Annotated in this window: 20 protein-coding genes; 7 read left to right on the forward strand and 13 right to left on the reverse strand. The window is 72.0% G+C overall.

Annotated features, from left to right (window positions below; all coding sequences use genetic code 11):
• Positions 1-29 precede the first annotated feature (29 nt).
• On the forward strand, positions 30-1406 hold the full coding sequence (locus ACFPZN_RS39310; RefSeq protein ID WP_378287654.1) for an amidase: 1377 nt from the start codon (positions 30-32) through the stop codon (positions 1404-1406).
• On the opposite strand, the gene ACFPZN_RS39315 is transcribed toward ACFPZN_RS39310, so the two are convergent.
• From ACFPZN_RS39315 to ACFPZN_RS39340, 6 genes are all read right to left on the reverse strand, one after another.
• A complete protein-coding gene (locus tag ACFPZN_RS39315) occupies positions 1393-2145 on the reverse strand; it encodes a glucose 1-dehydrogenase (protein WP_378287655.1) in 753 nt (250 codons plus the stop codon). The two genes, ACFPZN_RS39310 and ACFPZN_RS39315, sit on opposite strands and share 14 nt — an antisense overlap.
• A complete protein-coding gene (locus ACFPZN_RS39320; RefSeq protein WP_378287656.1) occupies positions 2132-4198 on the reverse strand; it encodes an acetate--CoA ligase family protein in 2067 nt (688 codons plus the stop codon). The genes ACFPZN_RS39315 and ACFPZN_RS39320 overlap by 14 nt, the downstream gene beginning before the upstream one ends.
• Complete coding sequence (locus ACFPZN_RS39325) at positions 4195-5769, reverse strand: class I adenylate-forming enzyme family protein (RefSeq protein ID WP_378287658.1); 1575 nt, start codon at positions 5767-5769, stop codon at positions 4195-4197. Before ACFPZN_RS39325 ends, ACFPZN_RS39320 begins: the two co-directional genes overlap by 4 nt.
• A gap of 54 nt (positions 5770-5823) precedes the next feature.
• Entirely contained in the window at positions 5824-6168 is a 345-nt protein-coding gene (locus tag ACFPZN_RS39330; RefSeq protein ID WP_378287659.1) for a VOC family protein, read from the reverse strand.
• A complete protein-coding gene (locus ACFPZN_RS39335) occupies positions 6165-6566 on the reverse strand; it encodes a Zn-ribbon domain-containing OB-fold protein (protein WP_378287660.1) in 402 nt (133 codons plus the stop codon). The genes ACFPZN_RS39330 and ACFPZN_RS39335 overlap by 4 nt, the downstream gene beginning before the upstream one ends.
• 65 nt (positions 6567-6631) lie before the next feature.
• Positions 6632-7336 carry an endonuclease V gene (locus ACFPZN_RS39340; RefSeq protein ID WP_378287661.1) on the reverse strand — a complete coding sequence of 235 codons (705 nt, stop codon included), beginning with the start codon at positions 7334-7336 and terminating at the stop codon, positions 6632-6634.
• Between the two features lie 61 nt (positions 7337-7397).
• Between ACFPZN_RS39340 and ACFPZN_RS39345 the strand changes: the two genes are divergently transcribed.
• Positions 7398-8021, forward strand: coding sequence for an isochorismatase family protein (locus ACFPZN_RS39345; protein ID WP_378287663.1), 624 nt, complete (start codon positions 7398-7400; stop codon positions 8019-8021).
• Complete coding sequence (locus ACFPZN_RS39350; protein ID WP_378287665.1) at positions 8021-8761, forward strand: SDR family NAD(P)-dependent oxidoreductase; 741 nt, start codon at positions 8021-8023, stop codon at positions 8759-8761. Before ACFPZN_RS39345 ends, ACFPZN_RS39350 begins: the two co-directional genes overlap by 1 nt.
• Positions 8762-8766: 5 nt before the next feature.
• Here the strand turns inward: ACFPZN_RS39350 and ACFPZN_RS39355 are convergent, their stop codons facing one another.
• The gene (locus ACFPZN_RS39355) at positions 8767-9966 is read right to left on the reverse strand and encodes a serine hydrolase domain-containing protein (protein ID WP_378287667.1); all 1200 of its coding nucleotides are present in this window, start codon (positions 9964-9966) and stop codon (positions 8767-8769) included.
• Between the two features lie 36 nt (positions 9967-10002).
• Here ACFPZN_RS39355 and ACFPZN_RS39360 point away from each other — a divergent pair, with 36 nt between their 5' ends.
• A complete protein-coding gene (locus tag ACFPZN_RS39360; RefSeq protein WP_378287692.1) occupies positions 10003-10929 on the forward strand; it encodes a cyclase family protein in 927 nt (308 codons plus the stop codon).
• Positions 10930-10999: 70 nt separating this feature from the next.
• On the opposite strand, the gene ACFPZN_RS39365 is transcribed toward ACFPZN_RS39360, so the two are convergent.
• From ACFPZN_RS39365 to ACFPZN_RS39380, 4 genes are all read right to left on the reverse strand, one after another.
• On the reverse strand, positions 11000-12529 hold the full coding sequence (locus ACFPZN_RS39365; protein ID WP_378287669.1) for an AMP-binding protein: 1530 nt from the start codon (positions 12527-12529) through the stop codon (positions 11000-11002).
• Positions 12530-12582: 53 nt separating this feature from the next.
• The gene (locus tag ACFPZN_RS39370; protein WP_378287693.1) at positions 12583-13641 is read right to left on the reverse strand and encodes an LLM class flavin-dependent oxidoreductase; all 1059 of its coding nucleotides are present in this window, start codon (positions 13639-13641) and stop codon (positions 12583-12585) included.
• A gap of 236 nt (positions 13642-13877) precedes the next feature.
• Positions 13878-14447, reverse strand: a complete 570-nt coding sequence (locus ACFPZN_RS39375) for an RNA-guided endonuclease InsQ/TnpB family protein (RefSeq protein WP_378287694.1) — start codon at positions 14445-14447, stop codon at positions 13878-13880.
• On the reverse strand, positions 14448-15077 hold the full coding sequence (locus tag ACFPZN_RS39380) for an RNA-guided endonuclease InsQ/TnpB family protein (protein WP_378287695.1): 630 nt from the start codon (positions 15075-15077) through the stop codon (positions 14448-14450).
• A gap of 185 nt (positions 15078-15262) precedes the next feature.
• Between ACFPZN_RS39380 and ACFPZN_RS39385 the strand changes: the two genes are divergently transcribed.
• On the forward strand, positions 15263-15718 hold the full coding sequence (locus ACFPZN_RS39385) for a flavodoxin family protein (RefSeq protein ID WP_378287671.1): 456 nt from the start codon (positions 15263-15265) through the stop codon (positions 15716-15718).
• 55 nt (positions 15719-15773) lie between these two features.
• Positions 15774-16073 (forward strand): Dabb family protein, encoded by a 300-nt coding sequence (locus ACFPZN_RS39390; RefSeq protein WP_378287673.1) that lies wholly within the window; start codon positions 15774-15776, stop codon positions 16071-16073.
• 34 nt (positions 16074-16107) lie between these two features.
• On the opposite strand, the gene ACFPZN_RS39395 is transcribed toward ACFPZN_RS39390, so the two are convergent.
• A complete protein-coding gene (locus ACFPZN_RS39395; protein ID WP_378287674.1) occupies positions 16108-16713 on the reverse strand; it encodes an ankyrin repeat domain-containing protein in 606 nt (201 codons plus the stop codon).
• Between the two features lie 390 nt (positions 16714-17103).
• Between ACFPZN_RS39395 and ACFPZN_RS39400 the strand changes: the two genes are divergently transcribed.
• The gene (locus tag ACFPZN_RS39400; protein ID WP_378287696.1) at positions 17104-18207 is read left to right on the forward strand and encodes a thiolase C-terminal domain-containing protein; all 1104 of its coding nucleotides are present in this window, start codon (positions 17104-17106) and stop codon (positions 18205-18207) included.
• Between the two features lie 113 nt (positions 18208-18320).
• On the opposite strand, the gene ACFPZN_RS39405 is transcribed toward ACFPZN_RS39400, so the two are convergent.
• Positions 18321-18551, reverse strand: a complete 231-nt coding sequence (locus tag ACFPZN_RS39405) for a hypothetical protein (RefSeq protein WP_378287675.1) — start codon at positions 18549-18551, stop codon at positions 18321-18323.
• Positions 18552-18861 lie beyond the last annotated feature (310 nt).

Raw genomic sequence — 18861 nt, forward strand, 5'->3', positions numbered from 1 at the left:
TTCGTTCGAACGAACGAGAGGGGTTGTGCGTGCTCGGGTTGCGGGAGCAGGCGGTGGCGTTGGGGCGGGGTGAGGTTTCGGCGGAGGAGCTCGTTGCCTCGGCGTTGGAGGCCGCCGAGGAGGGGTGTGATTTGGGGGCCTTTCGGGTGGTGCGTCACAAGGCGGCGCTTCTAGAGGCTCGGGAGGCTGACCGGCGGTTGGGGGCGGGGGAGCGGCTGCCGTTGTTGGGGGTGCCGGTCGCGATCAAGGACGATACGGATCTGGCTGGGGAGACCACGCCGTTTGCGGTTGGGGGGCGGCATCCCGTGGCTGAGAGGGATGCCGAGGTGGTGCGGCGGTTGCGGGAGGCGGGGGCGGTGATCGTCGGGAAGACGACCACGTGTGAGGTCGGGTTGTGGCCGTTCAGTGAGTCTTCTACCGGGTGTGCCCGCAATCCCTGGGATGTTGCCCGTACGCCTGGTGGGTCTTCGGGTGGGAGTGCGGCGGCGGTGGCTGCGGGGATCGTCGCGGGGGCGGTGGGGTCGGACGGGGCGGGGTCGATCCGGATTCCGGCGGCCTGGAGCGGGCTGGTGGGGATCAAGCCCCAGCGGGGGAGGGTGTCGGGCTATCCGCACACCGATCCGTTTTACGGGTTGACGGTTTATGGGCCGCTGGCGCGGAGTGTGGGGGATGCGGCGTTGTTGTTGGACGTGCTTACGGGGAGTCATCCGGAGGATGTGCATCGGCTGGATGCGCCCGTTAAGTCTTTTGAGGAGGCTGCGCGGGTTGAGCCTCAGAGGTTGCGGGTGGCGGTTTCGTTCCGGATGGCGCTCGGGGGGAAGCTGGATCCGGAGATACGGGGGGCCGTTGAACGGGTTGCGCGGAGGCTGACCGCGTTGGGGCACAAGGTGTTTCCCGCCGATCCCGACTATGGGCCCGTGGGGCTGGGCCTTGTGCCGCGGGGGACGGCGGGTGTGGCGGACTGGGTTGAGGCGATGGAGGAGGGTGTGTTCGAGGCTCGGACGCTTGCAGAGGCGCGTTTGGGGCGGGTTGTCGGGCGGAGGCTGCTGCCTGTGGCGAAGTGGTTGGAGCCTCGGTTGCAGAGGAGGGTGGGGCGCATTTTTCGGTATGCCGATGTTGTGCTTACGCCTACTACTGCGCAGATGCCCTTGCGGGTGGGCGAGTACGAGGGGGTGGGGTGGCGCAAGACGCAAGGAGGCGTTGCGGCGGCCTGTCCCTATGCGTGGCCCTGGAATGTGCTGGGGTGGCCCGGGGTGAACGTGCCTGCCGGGCTGAGTAAGGGGGGTCTGCCCATTGGGGCGCAGTTGCTGGGGCATGACTCGGACGAGGCGATGTTGATCTCGCTGGCCGCACAGCTTGAGGCGGTCGAGGGGTGGACGGAGCGGTGGCCTGCTAGAAGCCTGTGACCAGGCCGCCGTCTACCAGGACCTCGCTGCCGGTGCAGTACGAGGAGTCGTCGGAGGCCAGGAAGACGAGCAGGCCGGATACTTCCTTGGTGCCGCCCAGGCGGCGGAGGGGGAGGTTGTCGAGGATGGCCTCGGCGCGGTGCGCGGTGGCCTCGACGACGTCGTGCTGCATCGACATGGCGGTGATGATGCCGCCCGGGTGGATCGAGTTGACGCGGATGCCGTACTGGCCCAGTTCGCGGGCGGCGGACTTGGTGAGGCCGCGCACGCCGAACTTGCTGGAGCTGTAGGCGGACATCCCGGCGGCGCCGATGAAACCCTCGGTGGACGAGACGTTGATGATGGAGCCGCCGCCGGAGTCGCGCAGCGCCGGGGTCGCGGTCTTGATGCCGAGCCACTGGCCGACCAGGTTGACCTCGATGATGCGGCGGCACTCCTCGAGGGTCATCTCCTCGATGGTCTTGTGCTTCATGATCCCGGCGTTGTTGACCAGGACGTGCAGGGCGCCGTGCGCGTCGACGGCGGCGCGGACGGCGGCCTCCCAGTCGGCGGGTTCGGTGACGTCCAGGTGCACGTAGGCGGCGCCGTCGAGGTCGGCGGCGAGCTTGGCGCCCTCCTCGTCCAGGACGTCCCCGAAGACGACCTTGGCGCCCTCGTCCACGAAGCGGCGGACGTGGGCCTTGCCCATGCCCCGCGCGCCGCCGGTGATCAGGGCGACCTTGCCGTCAAGCTGTCCCATGCGCGCTCCTCTTGCCCGCGGTCACCGCCACCGAGGCGGCTTCCATGTTCCTGTAGACCGGTACGCCGGATGCCCGCGCCAGCTCCCGGACGGCGTCCTCCACGCCGGGTGGGGCGCATTCGGCGTTCCGGATGACGAGGGTGATCCGGGTGGCGGCGAGTTCCTGTTGCAGGGCGCCGACGCTGCGCGTGTACGCGAGGAGGGGGTCGGCGCTGTCGCCGAAGGTGAAGAAGCTCTGCACGTTGACGTGTGCGATGACGTCCGGGTAGGGGTGGGCGGCCAGGATTGCCGTTACCGCGCGCTGTATGAGTTCGGGGTTGCCCTGGGGGCCGACCGGGATTTCCAGGGGGTTGGCCAGCGAGCTGCCCGCGCCTAGGCCGAGGTCGCGTAGGGCGGCGGTTGCGGGGGCGGGGAGGGGGGACAAGTCCAGGCCGGCGGTGTCGAACACGTCGGCCGCTAGCACGCTGGCTCCGCCGCTGGGGCCGATGACGAGGACGCCGGGGTTGTCGGGCGCGGGGCGCTGGGCGTGCAGGTCGAGGAGGTCCAGCGCGCCGATCAGGTCGTCCTGGCTGGTGACGAGGGTGATGCCGGTCTGCTCGGCCAGCGCGGACCAGACGCGGGTGTCGCTGATCATTCCCCCGGTGTGCGAGGCGGCGGCCTTGCGGCCCTGCCCGCTGCGTCCCCCGACCAGGGCGACGACGGGTTTCCGTAGGGTGGTGAGCGCCTCGTAGAGGCCGCGGCCGTCGCGCGGGTCCTCCAGGTAGAGGCCGATCACGGCGGTGTCGTCGTCGGCGGCGAGGAAGCGGAGCAGCTCGGCGGGGGTGACGTCCGCGCTGTTGCCGACGGTGGCGACCTTGGAGAAGGCCAGTCCGCGCCGTTCGCCGACCTTGATGACCTCGCCCGCGAGGCCGCCGCTCTGCGAGACCACCGCGATCCGCCCGGGACGTCCCTGGGCGCCGCCGAGGAACGTCTGGCCGCCCGCGGGAGAGTAGACGCCCATGCAGTTGGGACCCAGGAGACGCACGCCTGCGGTTTGGGCGGCGGCGAGCAGGTCCTCTTCGAGGGTGGGTTCGCCCATTTCGCGGAATCCGCCGCTCATCACCTGGACGAAGGGGATCCCGGCCGCCTCCCGTACGACATCGGCGCAGCGGGCGGCGGGCACCGCGACCAGGGCGTAGTCCACGTCCGCCCCGGAGAGGGACGGCACGCAGGGCACGCCGTCGATGTCGGGCGCGGTCGGGTGGACGGCCACCAGCCGCCCCGTGAAACCGGCGGCCTTGTAGAAGTTCAGGAACATGTTCCCGAAGCCGGGCCTCTTCGTGGACGCCCCGACGACGGCCACGCCGCGGGGGGCGAAGAGTCGCTCGAAGTCCGTGTCACGGGTTTTCTGGGAGGGGGCGGGGGGTTCTTCGGTTGTGAGGAGGCGGGCGTCTACGGCTACCGCTCCGGAGGGGCCGCAGATGACCGGGTTGAGTTCGAACTCGGTGAGTCGGTTGTCTAGGGATTCGACGACTCCGCCTGGGCCGCCTACTGCCAGCAGGACTTTGACCAGGGCGTCCCTGTCGACGGGCGGGCCGCCTCGGAAGCCGTCCAGGAGGGCCCGGCCGCGCAGCTCGTCCAGCATCGAGCGGGCGTCGGCCTCGGTGATCGGGCACAGGCGCAGCGCCGTGTCCCGCAGCACCTCCGTCCAGACCCCGCCCAGCCCGGCCAGCAGGACGGGACCGAACGCGGGGTCGCGCACGGCGCCCACGATGACCTCGACGCCCGAGTCCGCCTGCTCCTCGACCAGGAAACCGTCCGGGACGATGCCGCGCGCCAGCATCTCTGCTGCTGCTTCGGCCGCGGCCCTTGGAGAGTCCAGGCCGAGGCGGACGGCGCCCGCGTCGCTCTTGTGCAGGAGTCCGGGGCCGTACGCCTTCACTACCAGGGGCGGCGCCAGGCCGGCGGCGGCGGCCTGGAGGGACGCCGGGTCCGGGGCGGTCGCGCCGCGCGGCACGTTCACGCCGAACCCGGAGATCCACTCCTTGACGGCGTGCTCAGGCTGCGTGCTCACCGGACGCGGTCGGCGTACTGGTCGCGGATGCCGCGGCGCAGCAGCTTGCCGGGGCCGCCCGAGGCGTCCTGGGTGTGCGGCAGCTCGGAAGCGACGACGACCGTGTCGGGCGCCTGGTGGGCGGGCAGCCTGCCGGCCAGCGCGGCCTTCACCGCGTCGGCGTCCAGGGAGGTGTTCGATCGCGGCACCACCGCGACGAGGATCTTCTGCTCGACCGCGTCCTGCCCCTCCGGGTGGGCGGGGACGCCGACGACGCCGGCCTCGGCGACGCCGTCGACCTCGATCGCCGCCTCCTCGATCTGGACGGGCTGGGACCACTGGCCGCCTTTCAGGATGGAGTCCTCCCGGCGGCCCAGCACGTACACGAAGCCGTCCTCGTCCATCCGGCCCAGGTCGCCGCCGACGTACCAGCCGTCGCGCAGCACCTCGGCGGTCTTGTCCGGCTGCTTGTCGTAGCCGGCCATGACGTTGGGCCCGTTGAGGTTGATCTCGCCGACCTCGCCGACGACCCGGGCGCCGGACGGGTCGGTGACCCGCACCGCGCACGACATCCGCGCCCGGCCGACCGAGGAGATGTCCTGGCTGCCGTCGTCATGGCGCCCGAAGCAGGTGTAGGGGGCCTCGGTCTGCCCGTAGTAGCTGTAGATGGCCGAGCCGGGCACCCGCTTCATGATGCGCTCGCGCAGGGCGGGCAGCAGCGGCTCGCCGCCCAGCACGATCGCCTTGAGGGACGACAGGTCGACGCCCTCGTGCTCGTCGGAGCCGAGCAGCGCGGAGAAGAAGCTGGGGATCAGGCTGACGTGGGTGACCTTCTCCCTCGGGACGACCTTGAGGAAGTTGGACGGCCCCCAGTCCTGCTCCAGCACCAGCGTCATCCCCGCGTAGAAGGCCGGGCCGACGAGGGCGGGGAAGCCGATGCCCCAGATGATGGCGCCGGTGCCCATCACCGAGTCCTGGTCGCGGTCGACGTCCAGCCAGATCTGGGCGCTGGCCAGCGAACTGGCGTGGGTGTGCATGACGGCCTTGGGCAGGCCCGTGGTTCCGGAGGTGTAGTAGAGGGCGCACAGGTCGTCGCCGTACCCGCCGAGCGGCGGCTCGGCTTCGCTCGCCGTTTCCGCCAGTGCGTCGAGGTCGACCGAGCTCTCGGCGGGGCCGCCCACCCGCAGCCACAGCTTGACGCCCGGCAACTCCGGCCGGATCTCCTCGATCAGCTTCTCGACGGTGGCGTCGTACACGAACGCGGTGCACTCGGAGTGCTCCACGACCTGCCGCAGCGTGTCGGCGGGCCAGTACGGGTTGAGCGCGGCCACCACCGAGCCGATCTTCATCTGGGCGAGGTAGACCTCGGCGACGTGCAGCGTCTCGTTCATGAGGGAGGCCACGCGGGTGCCGGGCTCGACGCCCGCCGCCAGGAGCGCGTGCGCGACCCGGTTGACCTTCCGGTTGAGCTGGTCGTAGGTGAAGCTCTGCTCGCCGCAGTAGGTGAGCGCCGTCCGGTCGGGGGCGCGAAGCGCGTTCGCGGTCAGGATCGCGTGGGCGTAGTTGCTGTAGGGGGAGTTCACTCGCGCCATGGCTCGTCTCCTTGCCGGGTGGTCACAAGGGGCCGTGTGTGGGGGTGAGGGGGTCTAGGTGCGGCTTGCGTAGAGGACGAAGGGGTTTCCCGCGGGGTCGCGCAACACGGCCCGCACCTCGTGGGGGCCTTCCTCCGGGCCGCGGACGAGCCTGGCGCCCGCCGCGGTGAGCTTGTCCGCCATGGCCGCGACGTCGTCCACCTTGAACGACACGGCGGGTTCGCCCCCGGTGACGTCCTCTTCAGGGCCGGCTATGGCGAAGGTGGTGCCGCCTCCGTCCAGTGCCGCGAACCGGCTTCCGTCCTGGAACTTCACGGCCAGCCCCAGGGCGTCGCGGTAGAAGCGGACCGCTTCTTCCACGTCCCTGGCGCCGTAGAGGACATTGCCGATCCGGGTCATGACGCGGGCCTCCAGTGGGGGATCGGGCCGAAGCCTTCGAGCTCGCCGAAGTGCACTTCCACCGGCATCCCGATCCGTACGGACTCGGGCGGGCAGCCGGTGACGTCCCCGAAGACCCGGGCCCCCTCGGGCAGGTCGATCCACGCGACGACGTAGGGCGGGTCGAAGCCGGGGAGGAACGAGCGGTGCACGACGCTGAAGGTGTGCACGGTCCCGCGCCCGCCCACCGTCGCGTACGGCAGGTCGGCGGCGCCGCAGTAGGGGCACCGGGGCTCGGGGAAGTGCACGTACCGCGCGCATCCGGCGCAGTGCTGGAGCGCCAGCTCACCGCGCCCGCAGGCGGCCCAGTAGGGCTCGGTGCGCGGGTTCGGCGCTGGTACGGGGCGCGGCTGGTCCATCGCGAGCCAACCTAGCGCACGCTTGGTTGACGGACAATACCCCGCTCCGCGGCCGCGCGGCCACCTCAGGACGGCAGCAGGCCGGCCAGGGCGTCGCGGGACAGGCGGTCGGCGCGGCGGGTCGTCTCCGGCAGCCTGAACTCCGGGCTCAGCGCCAGCGCGACCCGGCACGCCTCGTCCAGCCCGATGCGGTGGCCCACGGACACGAACACCGGCTTGACGCCCTGCCGCGTGCGCAGCACCCGCCCGACCACCTCGCCGCCGTCGCGCAGCGGCCCGGCCGAGCCCCGCTCCTCGCCGGGCGGGTCGTACGCGCCCACGAACGGCCTCTTGGCGATCCCGAGCGACGGCAGCCCGGTCAGCACCCCCAGGTGGCACGCCAGGCCGAAGCGGCGCGGATGGGCCAGCCCGTAGCCGTCGCACACCAGCAGGTCCGGCACGGTGTTCAGCCGCCGCAGCGCCTCGACCAGCGCGGGCAGCTCGCGGAAGGCGAAGAGGCCGGGCACGTACGGGAACGCCGCCGTGCCGGTGACGACCGACTCCTCCACGACCTCCAGGGAGCCGGCGTCCAGGACCACGACGGCGGCGGCCAGGCGGGCGGCCGTCCCGTCGTCGCGGCCGTCGCCCGCGTAGGAGACGTCCAGCCCGGCGACGGTGCGCGGGGAGACGGGGGCGGGGTCGTCCAGGTCGAGCAGGGGACGGAGCCGGTCCTGGATCGCCCGGGCCTCCTCGGGGGTGCCGGGCCACGGATGCAGGTCGCGTACCTCCATGCAGGGAACGCTACCGTTCCGCCCCCGGACAGACTCCCAAGCAAGTGCTAGATTGCGTGATGTGGCGATCGATCTTGCCGAACTGGCCGGACCCGGGCACACCGCGCTGCTGGTGATGGAGATGCAGCGCGGCGTCGTCGGGGACCTCGCCAAGTTCCCCGAGCTGGTGAAGACCTGCGCGGAGCGCGGAGTGGTCGGCAACGCCGCGCGCGCCGCCTCCGCCGCCCGCGCCGCGGGTGTACGCGTCGTGCAGTGCACCGCCGCGTTCCGCGCCGACCGGGCGGGCAGCCATACCGACAACGCCCCGTTCATCAAGGGGCTGCTCCGCGACCCAGGGCACATGCTGGAGGGCACCGGCGCCGTCGAGGTCCTCCCCGAACTGGACGACCCCGCCGACCTGGAGGCCCGCCGCTACCACGGCTTCTCCCCGTTCACCGGGACGTCCCTGGACCAGACCCTGCGCTCGCTGGGAGCGCGCACCGTCGTGGTCATGGGGCTCTCCCTCAACCTCGGCATACCCGGGCTGTGCCTGGAGGCCGTGAACCTGGGCTACCGGGTCGTCGTGCTGACCGACGCGGTGGCGGGCATGCCCGCCGAGTACGGGGACGCGGTCATGGCGAACACCATCAGCCTGCTGGCGGCCCGGGTGACGACCGACGACCTCATCGCGGCATGGAGGACCTGATGGAAGGGACCGCCCTGGCGGGACGCACCGCCGTGGTCACCGGCGGCGCGGGCGGCATCGGACGCGCCATATGCGCAGACCTGGCCGCGCTCGGAGCGCGCGTGGTCGTGGCCGACCTCGACCTGCCCGCCGCTCAGGAGACGGCCAAATCCCTCAGCGGCGACTGCGCCGCCCTCAGGGTCGACCTGGGGGACCCCGCCGACATCGACCGTTTCGCGGCCGAGACGGGTTCCGCCGACATCCTGGTGCACAACGCCGGCGTCAGCATCGTCGGGCCGTTCGTGGAGAGCGACCCCGACCACTGGGACCTCATGTGGCGGATCAACCTCCGCGCCCCGATGCTGCTGACCCGGGCCCTCCTCCCCGCCATGACCGAGCGCGGCTGGGGGCGCCTGGTGTTCATCTCCTCCGACGGCGCGCGCGCCGGGTCGGGCGGCGAGGGCGCCTACTCGGCCACCAAGTCGGGGCTGTTCGGGTTCGCCAAGACCCTCGCCCGCGAGGCGGCGCGCGGCGGCGTCACCAGCAACGTCGTCTGCCCCGGCCCCACCGACACCCCGATGGTCCGGACGGTGTCCGACCAGCACCCCGGCCTGCTCGACAAGCTCGCCAAGCAGATCCCGCTGCGCCGCATAGGCCGCCCGGACGACATCGCCGGACTCGTCGCCTTCCTCTGCACCGACCGCGCCGAGTACATCACCGGCCAGACCATCTCGGTCAGCGGCGGCATCACGATGCATTGAGGGGATCAGGGCGTGAGCGCGCCGTAGGCGGCCTCCAGCACTCCGTAGGCGCGCAGGTCGCCGGACAGTTGGTCGCCCATCAGGTTGGGGAGGTAGGCCACGGCCAGGTCCGCCTCGATGTCGCCCAGGCCGATGGAGCCGCCCGCACCCGTGTGGCCGAACGCCGACTCCCGTCCCGCCGCGGGGACGAAGAACGTCATCGCCGGACGCATGTAGCCCAGGCCGAAGGCGCTGTCCACCAGCATCGTGCGGTCGGGGCCGCTCACCCTGGGCTTGATGGCCTCGTGCAGCGTTTCGGGCCTGAGAATCCGTTCCGCCACGAGGTCACGGTAGAAACCGGCCAGCGCCGGAGCGGTGGTGAGCATCCCCGCCGCAGGCCAGCCCGCCCGCAGCACCACGGGGTTGTTGTAACCGCCCTTCCCAGGGTGGGGGTTGTTGATGGCGCGGTTGAAGCCGCTGCCGGGGTCGGTGTAGGCGTTGGCCAGGCGGCTGAGGATGTTGTCGTCCCCGCTTGGCGCGCCCGGGGTCGTGCCGCCGCCCGCGGGTGCGTCGCTGGACGCGGTGGGGCGCCGGGCGGTCAGCTTGGCGGCGCGCTCGATGACGTCGTCGGGGGAGCCGATCCACAGGTCGCGGTCCCCGGCGAACTCGTCGCGGACGAACTCGCCGACGGTGCGGTTCCCCGGCGACAGCCTGCGCACGATCTCCCCGGCCAGCCACCCGTACGTCAGCGCGTGGTAGCCGTGCCCCTCACCGGGCGTCCACTCCGGCTCCTGCCCCGCCAGCTCGGCGGCCCGCGCCGGGGCGTCCGCGGCCTCCTCGGCGGAGACGGAACGGGCGAACGCGGGCAGCCCCGCCTGGTGCGACAGCAGATGCGCGGCCGTCGTTCCCTCCTTGCCGCGCGCGCCGTACTCCGGCCACCAGTCGGTCACCGGCCCGTCCACGTCGTAGGCGCCCCGCTCGGCCAGCAGCAGCGCGGCCGTCGCCGTCAGCGCCTTGGTGCAGGAGAAGGCGAAGCAGGGGGTGCCAGCCTCCCAGGCTCGGCCCGTGCGGCGGTCGGCGACACCGCCCCACAGGTCCACGACCTTGCGGCCGCCCGCGTACACCGCCACGGCGGCCCCGAGCTCGCGCCCCTCGGCGAAGTTCCGCTCGAAGACGTCCCGCACGCCGGAGAAGGCCGGATCGCACGTGCCCTCGACAGTCGTCATTTGCGGTCCTCTCACTGGAAGGTCTGAAACCGAATGATGCTCGATGAATCCGATAACTGGGGACGGTGGGGTCACGACGACGAGCGGGGCGCCCTCAACCTGCTCACCCCCGAGGTCGTCGCGGCCGCCGCCGGGTGCGTCCGCGAGGGGCGCGTGCTGGAGCTGTCCCTGCCCATCCGCGGGGCCACCTCCTCACCCGCCCCCACGACCGTCCCGCACCTGCGGGGGCGGCCGCTGCCGCAGCACTTCATGTCGGTGGACGGAGGAGACTACGCCGCCGGTACCAGGGCCGTGGGCGCGGGCCTGAAAATGGCGGACGACGCCCTGGTCGTGACACCGCACGGCACCACCACCCACATGGACGCCCTGTGCCACATGTGGTCGGGGGACCGCCTCTACAACGGCCACTCCGCCGACAGGGTCCGATCGTACGGCGCAGGACGCTGCGGCATCGACAAGGCCGGACCCGTCGTCGCCAGGGGAGTCCTGTTCGACATACCGCGGCTCAAGGGCGTCCCCCACCTCGCCGTGGACGACCGCATCGGCCCCGACGAACTCCAGGCATGCCTGGACGAGGCAGGGGTCGAACTGCGTCCGGGGGACGTGGCAGTGGTCCGCACGGGGTGGCCGCTCGTCTGGCAGAGCGAGGGGCCGGAGGGGTACTGGGCGGGCCAGCCCGGCCTGTCGGCGGACGGCGGGCGCTGGCTCGCCGCCCGCGACGTGTGCGTGGTCGCCGCCGACAACGCCGCGATCGGCGGCCTCAACGCGCGGCAGCTCGCCGACGAGGACCTCGCCGACGACCTCCACATGATCCTCCTGTGGCGGCACGGCGTGTACCTCGCCGAGATGCTCTGGCTGGAGGAACTGGCGGAGGCCGGCCGGGCCGAGTTCCTGTTCGTCGCGGCGCCGCTGCGCATCGAGGGCGGCACGGCCAGCCCCATCAACCCGATCGCCGTCCTGTGAGCGGAGCACCCTCGTACAGGGGGAGGGGCCCCGGCGACGGCCGGGGCCCCTCCCGCGTCCCTGCCGGCGGCTACGAGCCGGGATAGGCGCCGCCTCCGTACTGCTCGTCCAGGGCGTCGTAGTCGGGGATGTAGCCCTTCTTCGGGATCGACCCGGCGAACTCGACATCGCGCGGCTTCTTGTACGAGGCGATCTCCCCGCGCACATGCTCGACGATCTGCTCGGCGGTCGCCTCCGCGCCCTCCGCCAGGACGACGATCGCCTTGGGCGACTGGCCGAAGCGGTCGTCGGGCACGCCGATCACGGCCGCGTCGGCGACCGCCGGATGCGACTTCAGGGCGCGCTCGACCTCGGCCGGGTAGATGTTCTCGTTGGCCGACTTGATCATGCGCAGCCGGGGCCCGATGAAGGTGAGCGTGCCGTCCGGCTCGCGCCGCCCCAGGTCGCCGGTGTGGTGCCAGCCCCCGGCGGCCCGGGCCGCGTTCAGCTCGGGACGGTTCCAGTAGCCGGAGAAGACGCTCTGTCCGCGCGCGCAGATCTCCCCGACCTCGCCCGCCGGGACCTCCTCGCCGTCGGCGTCCAGCAGCCGCACGTGGACCAGCGGGGAACTGCGCCCGGCGAAGCCCGCGCCGCCCATGCCCAGGCCGAGGAAGGTCAGCATGCCGCCGACCTCGGTCTGGCCGTAGCCGCCCATCGTGGACGCGCACCACGGGCTGTCGTCCACCGTGATCATCTCGTCCCACTCGGGGGAGTGCGCCACGAAGCGCAGCGAGGACAGGTCGTAGGCGCGGTCCTTGTTCGCCTCCACCAGCCCGTCGATCATCGGGCCGAACAGGAACGCCTGCGTGCACCGCTCGGCCTCGATCAGCCGGCAGACCTCGACCGGCTCGTAGGCGGGGGTGAACACCAGCTTCCCGCCGATCTGGAAGGTCGCCAGCGTGAACATCATCGTCCCGACGTGGAACAGCGGGCCGCAGGCCAGGAACGTGAAGCCGTCCTCCATCTGGCGGATGTGCAGCAGCGCCATGCTGTGCGCGATCAGCGCGGAGTGGCTCAGCAGCGCCGCGTTGGGACGCCCGTCGAACGCGGCCGTGTAGAGGGCGAGGACGGGGGCCTCGGCGTCGACCTCGGTCGCCGTCACGGGTGCGGGCTGCGCGGCGCTCACGTACGACTCGTACTCGTCGCCCGACTTCACCCAGCGGGCGTCCAGGGACACCTGCCCCCTGGTCTCATGGGCGCCACGCGCCTTCTCCACGGCCTCGGACTCGTCCCACACCACGACCGCGGGCGCGAGGTCGTCCAGGACGTGGGCGAGCTCGTCGGCGCTCTGCCGCCAGTTGGCCGGGCAGAAGACGGCGCCGAGCCGGCCGCAGGCCAGCAGCAGTTCCAGGACGCGGAAGGAGTTCTGGCCGAGCCACAGCACGCGCTCGCCGGCGCGGACCCCGTCGCCCGCCAGCGCGCCCGCCAGGCGGTCCACCCGCTCGTCGAGCTCGGGATAGGTCAGCCGGACCGGGCCGTCGACGACGGCGGTGCCCAGCGGGCGGCCGCGGCGGTGCTCGCTCAGCACGTCCCCGAGTGTGAGCCGGTGTACGACGGACATCGCGCCTCCTGGTCGAACAGGTGCCGGAAACAGGTGCCGGACGTGGGCCGGGGCTAGCGGAAGGCGGGCATGACCTCGGCGGCGAAGAACCTCAGGACCTTCTTCATGTCCTCGAGGGGGAGCTCGCGGGTGCTGCCGAAGTCGCACATGAGGTTGTCGAACCCCATCTCCTGGATCATCTTGATCTGGCCGACGACCCGTTCGGGGTCGCCGATGACCTCCAGCTGGTTCCAGCGGAACTCGTTGTCCACCGACCCGCCCTTGAGGTAGCGGTCCTGGTAGAACTCGAAGCCCTTGGCGGCCTGGCCGGTGCTGGGGTCGATGGGGGCGCTGCGCACGTTGAAGATCCGGGACCGGTCGAAGCTCGCCTCGAACCGGGCCTGGTCCTCGCGGGCCTGCTCCTGCGTCGGGGCCACGTACACCGACCGGCTCGCGACCAGTTCGACGCCGGCGGTGTCGATGCCGGCGGCGGCGGCGGTGGCGTGCCAGGTCTCCGCCGCCTTGGCGATCTTCTTGAACGGGGCTGCCGGGTCGGCGAGGATCGGCAGGCCGCGCGCCGCGTACATCTCCACCGTCTCGGGGCTCACCGCCGCCACGTGCAGCGGCGGGTGCGGGCGCTGCACGGGACCGGGCGTCAGCGTCAGCGGGTGGTGGGTCTCGTAGAAGCGGCCCTTGTACTCGAAGTCGTCCTTGGTCCACAGGCCGATCAGCATGTCCAGCGACTCGTTGAACCGGTCGCGGGCCTCCGACAGGTCCAGGCCGAAGTTCTCGAACTCGATGCTCTGGTAGCCGCGCCCCACGCCCATCGACAGCCGCCCGCCCGACAGCAGATCGACCATCGCGGCCTCCTCGGCCACGTGGACGGGGTTGTGCAGGGGCAGCACGACGATGCCGGTGCCCAGCCGCAGCCGCTCGGTACGGGCCGCCAGATGCGAGAGCATGGTGAAGATGTTGGGCACCGTGCCGTAGTCCCGGAAGTGGTGCTCGGCGACCCACACCCCGTCGAAGCCGAGTTCCTCGAGCAGTTCGACGATCTCGATCTGGTAGTCGTACACCTCCCTCGCGGTATGCCCCGCGAACTGGTGGAACAGGTGGAAGGTCGAGAACTTCATCGGGCGGTCAGCCACGTGTACGGCTCCTTCGTCGCCGGGCCTGGCGGGGAGGCGCGGGCGGGAGGGGACTCCGCCGCCGCGCCGGTGCCGCCATGACCCATCATTACGTACCAAGCGCTCGCTTGGGAAGCCTAACAGGTCATCCGCTCCCGCCGCGGCGCCCCGCGCTGGCTAGGGTCGGAGGTGTTGACCTCCTCCCCCTCGTGAATGAACGAGGGGGATTCCAACCCGTGGCCTCAGGAGAGGGGGACAGGTTGGGGTTCGCGGTTCGTCCGCCCCGGCGACCCGGAGCGTCCCCGCGCAGCAACGGCCGGTCCGGCCGCCGTACCCATGAGTATGAGTGTGGTCTCGTGGGCGATGTCGCGTGCCGCGTTCACATCGGCGTTGCAGGCGAAACCGCAGGACCGGCACCGGAAACGCGCTTGGCTCTCACGCGCCTCCGGGTCCCTGATCCTGCACGCCGAGCAACGCTGCGAGGTGCCCGCGGGATCGATCCTGTACACGCGGCTGGGCGCCTTATGCTCCAGCCGCTCGACCAGCATCCCCCAACCGCCGGCCAGGATGCCCCGGTTCAGCCCCGCCTTGGCGGCCACATTGCGCCCCGGCCGCTCGGTGGTGCCTTTGGCCGAGCGGGTCATGCCTGCGATGTTGAGGTCCTCGACACCGATCACGTCGAACTGGCGGGCCAGCATCGTGGAGGTCTGTTCCACCCAGTTTTTGCGGCGATTGCTCTGGCGGGCCTGGAACCGGGCGAGCGCGGCCTTGAGCCTGGCGCGGCGGCCGGAGCCGCGTTTGGCACGGCCCAGCTAGCGGGCCAGCAGTCGCAGGCGTCGCTTCTCCCCGGAGGTGAGGCCGGGGACGTGCAGCAGGTCCCCGGTCGAGAGGGCGGCGCTGACGGTGACGCCGCGGTCCACCCCGACCACGGTCCCGTCGCCGGGCCCGGGGACCGGGTCGGGGATGTACGCGAACGCCACATGCCAGCGCCCGACCCGATCACGAGTCACCCGATAGGACTTCACGCCTTCGGGTACCGGTCGCGACAGGCGGAACCTGACCCATCCGCACTTGGGCACCAGCACCGCCCCCCACTTGCGCGACAACCGCTTGACCTGGTGGGGTTTGAGGCCGACCTGCCGGAAGCCTTCATGCACGCCTTGCTTGCGCCAGGTGGGGCGCTTGTGCGTCCCGGCGAAGAAGTTGCTCAACGCCTGCGCGAAGTCACGCACGGCCTGCTGCTGCACGGTGTGGGACCCGGCCCGCAACCAGTCGAACTCGGCACGGGCCTCGGTCAGCTGCCGGGACTGGGCGTTGCAGCCGGGCGCCCCGCCCCGGTGCCGGGACCAGAAGCCGTGCTGCTCCACGGCCAGGTTCCACACGTACCGGGCGTGCGCGCAATGCGAGACCAAGGCTTGCTCCTGCTCTCGCGTGGGGTCCAGGCGGTAGCGCGGTACGAGGCGAGCCTAGCGTGCACGCTCGAACACATGGGCGAAAATGTGCTGGATGGTGCCTGGTCAACCGGTATCCGCCCCGGGGGCGAGTCTCCTTTGCCTGCCCTGCTTCGCAGGGGTCCGATTCGTCCCCGGCCTCAAATCAAGGCCGGGGTCTCCTCGGAGGTCCTTTGATGAAGAGGCTCCTGATCGTCCACCACACGCCGTCGCCGACGCTGCAGGCCATGTACGAGGCGGTGCGCGCCGGCGCCACCACCGACGAGATCGAGGGCGTCGAGGTGGTGGCGCGCCCGGCCCTGACCGCCTCGGCCGTGGACGTCCTGGAGGCCGACGGCTACCTGCTGGGCACCCCGGTCAACCTCGGCTACCTCTCCGGGGCCCTCAAGCACTTCTTCGACCTGGTGTACTACCCGTGCCTGGAGGAGACGGTGCGCCGCCCCTTCGGCGCCTACCTGCACGGCAACAGCGACGCCGCCGGAGCCCTGCGCGCGCTGGAGTCGATCACGACCGGGCTGAAGTGGCGCGCCGTGCGCCCGCCCGTGGTGGTGACCGGCGAGCCAGGCAAGGCCGGCCTGGAGGAGTGCTGGGAACTCGGCGCGACCGTGGCCGCCGAGCTCGGCACCGTCTGATCCGCGCGCCCTGATCCGCACGTCCCTGACCCGCACGGACGCTACCGTGATCCCCATGAGCGGATTCCGGCATGTGGTGATGTTCGCGTGGGCCGAGGGGACGACCACGTCCCAGCAGGAGGAGGTCCGGACCAGGCTGGCCGAGCTGCCCGCCGTGATCCCCGAGGTGGGCTCGCTCAGCCTGGGCGCCGACGCCGGAGTCAACGCGGGCAACTTCGACTTCGTGGTGGTCGGCGACTTCGCCGACCGCGACGCCTACATCGCCTACCGCGACCACCCGGCCCACCGCGCCGTCGTGGACGGCTACATCAAGCCGATCCTCGACCGCCGCGCCGCCGTCCAGTACGAGATGTGACGTGGGCCGCCGGGGCCGCCCGGGCCCGCCGGGCTCAGCGCGCCCCGGCGGCGCGCAGCAGCGCGGCGATCTCCCGGTGCCCCTTGTCCAGCGCGTGCCGGAGCGGCGAGACGCCCTCCCCGTCGGCCAGGTTCACATCGGCGCCCGCCTCGATCAGCAGCCCCACGATCTCCCGGAACGGCCGGGAGCCGTCGCCCATCACGATCGCCTCCAGCAGGCCCGTCCAGCCCAGCCGGCTGACGTGGTCGACCTCGATCCCCGCCGCCAGCACCTCCCGCACGTAGCCGGCGTGGCCGCGCCCGCAGGCGGGGATGAGCGCCACCGCGCCGTCCCGGTCGCTGAGGGTCAGGTCAGGGCGGGCCGGGAGCAGCGCCCGGAGCATCGCGGTGTTCCCCGTCCGCCCGGTCACCAGGAACGGGGTGTCGCGCTGGTGGTCGCGCGCGTCGGGATCGGCGCCCGCCCGCACCAGGACCTCGGCGGCCTCGACATGGCCGGCCGCCGCGGCCAGCAGCAGCGCCGTCCGGCCGCGGCTGTCGCGGGCCTCCGGGGCCGCGCCGCCCTGCAGCGCGTCCCGCACCCCGGCGGCGTCGCCCCTGGCGGCCGCCGTCAGCAGTTCCTCGTCGTTCACGGGCTCGGTCACGGGCTCCTCTTCCTGCGCCGGGGCCGGCCGCGCCGGACCCGTGTTGATCATCATTGCGGGAAGGGCGGGGCGCCGTCCCGAAGATCGTCCAACCGGGGATACCTGGACGCGGGCGAGTGAAACCGAGCAAGCGCTTGTGAAGAGCCGGGGCGGCGGGTTAGGTTCGCCTGCGACGGCACCGCCGGGGGACGTCCCCCTCGTCCCCCGGTCTGCCAATCCAGGGCGCCGCTCGCCGGGGACGGATCGCGCCCCGTCTCCGGCGGGCGGCATCGCCCCGGACCGGCCGCCCGGAGCGGCGGCCCGGAAAGTGACGGAGGACGCGTGATCGGAGGCCACGGCCCCGCGGCCCGGCAGGGCTTCTCGGGCAAGGCGGCGGTCGCGGGCGTCGGGATGACCGCCCTGTCGCGCGCCTCCGGCCGCACGGAACTGGAACTCGCCCTGGAGGCGTCCCAGGCCGCCCTCGCCGACGCCGCCGAGACCCTCGGCGAGGCCGTGCGCCCGGACGCGATCCTCAGCTACCACCTCAACGACTCGGCGCCCGTCCTCTACCTGGCCCGCGCCCTGCGCCTGCACGAGATCGGCTGGCACAACGAGATCTACGGCGGCGGCACGCAGAGCGCCTCGATCCTCGCCGACGCCGCCATGCTCATCGACACCGGGCTGGCCGGGACGGTCCTGGTCTACCGGGCCCTCAACGGGCGCTCCGGGAAGCGCATGAACGCCCTTGGACTGAAACTGGGCGAGGGGACCGAGGAGCAGTTCACGCACCCCTACGGCATGGCCGGACCCGTCCACCAGTTCGCCCTGGCCGGACAGCGCTACCTCTACGACACGGGCCTGGCCGAGCGCCACACCTACGCCGTCGTCGCCCAGTCCAGGGAACACGCCGCCGGCAACCCGAGGGCACTGCGGCGCCAGAGGATCGACATCTTCGAGTACCTGGACGACCCCATGGTGGCCTCGCCCCTGCGCCGTCTCGACTGCTGCCAGGAGACGGACGGCGCGTGCGCCCTCGTCGTCACCAAGGCCGACCGGGCCCCGGCCGCGCCCAGGATCCACGCGGTCGTACGAGGCGGAGGCCCGGGCGCCTCCACCATGGACAAGGCCGACGACGTCACCCGGATTTTCTCGTCCTACCTCGCGGCGCCCCTCTACGCGGCTGCGGGGATGAAGCCCGAGCATGTCGACGTGGCCCTGCTGTACGACGCCTACAGCTGGCTCGTACCGCGCCAGCTCGAGGACTTCGGCCTGGTCGCACGGGCCGACCTGGGCGCCGTGCTGGAGACCGGCGAACTCTCCTGGAAGGGACGCGTTCCCGTGAACCCCCACGGAGGGCTGCTCTCAGAGGGCTACGTGCACGGCCTCAACAACGTGGCGGAGGCCGTGCGCCAGCTTCGCGGCACGGGCACCAGCCAGGTCGGCGCCGCCTCCGTGGCCCTGTGCACCGGCTTCGGCGGCGGCTACGGCAGCGCCGCCATCCTCACCGCACCGTAAGGCCGCGGCACGTCCCGTGCGGTGCCCGAGACGTGCCGTGCCGTGATGTGCCGTGCCCTGGCGGGCCGTGTTCCGGCTTGTCGTGCCCTGGTGCTCGCCGCGCCCGGCGGCGGTCACCCCAGTGACCGCGCCCTCAGGATCAGGTCGCGGATCTCCTGAGGCGTCGGTGCCTCGATCAGCCGCGGTCCGTCGCGCAGCGGGACCATCGCCCACCATGACCCGGTCGCCTCGCCGTACCACACGCGCACGCCGGGGAACTGGCCCTGGAGGCTGCGGACGGTGGCCGCCCGCAGCTGCGCCGGTGTCGGTTCCTCGTGACCGGCGGTGCCCCGTTGCCCCGTCATGTCGCCTCCCCCCTCCATCTCACCCGTAACAGCGCCCGGTCCGCCCGGAACATCACCACGATTTGTCAAATTGTGACGAAAAACACCGCGGCTTCCTTCGCGTGCCGGGCGGCCGCGGTCCCAGCGCTACCACCATGCCGCCATGGGCGCGCTCGTGCCCGATGTTCTCGCGTCCGGGCATGGCCGGAGTCATGGGGTGAGCACGTTCCGGAGGCGGCGCGGCCGGTGCGCCCCGGCCGCCAGGGGGCGGTGGCTCAGGCGGTACGGCACCTCGCGGTCGTTGGAAGCGGTCCTCGCGCACGAGCAGGTC

Source organism: Actinomadura rugatobispora (assembly GCF_042656285.1).
GTDB lineage: Bacteria > Actinomycetota > Actinomycetes > Streptosporangiales > Streptosporangiaceae > Spirillospora > Spirillospora rugatobispora.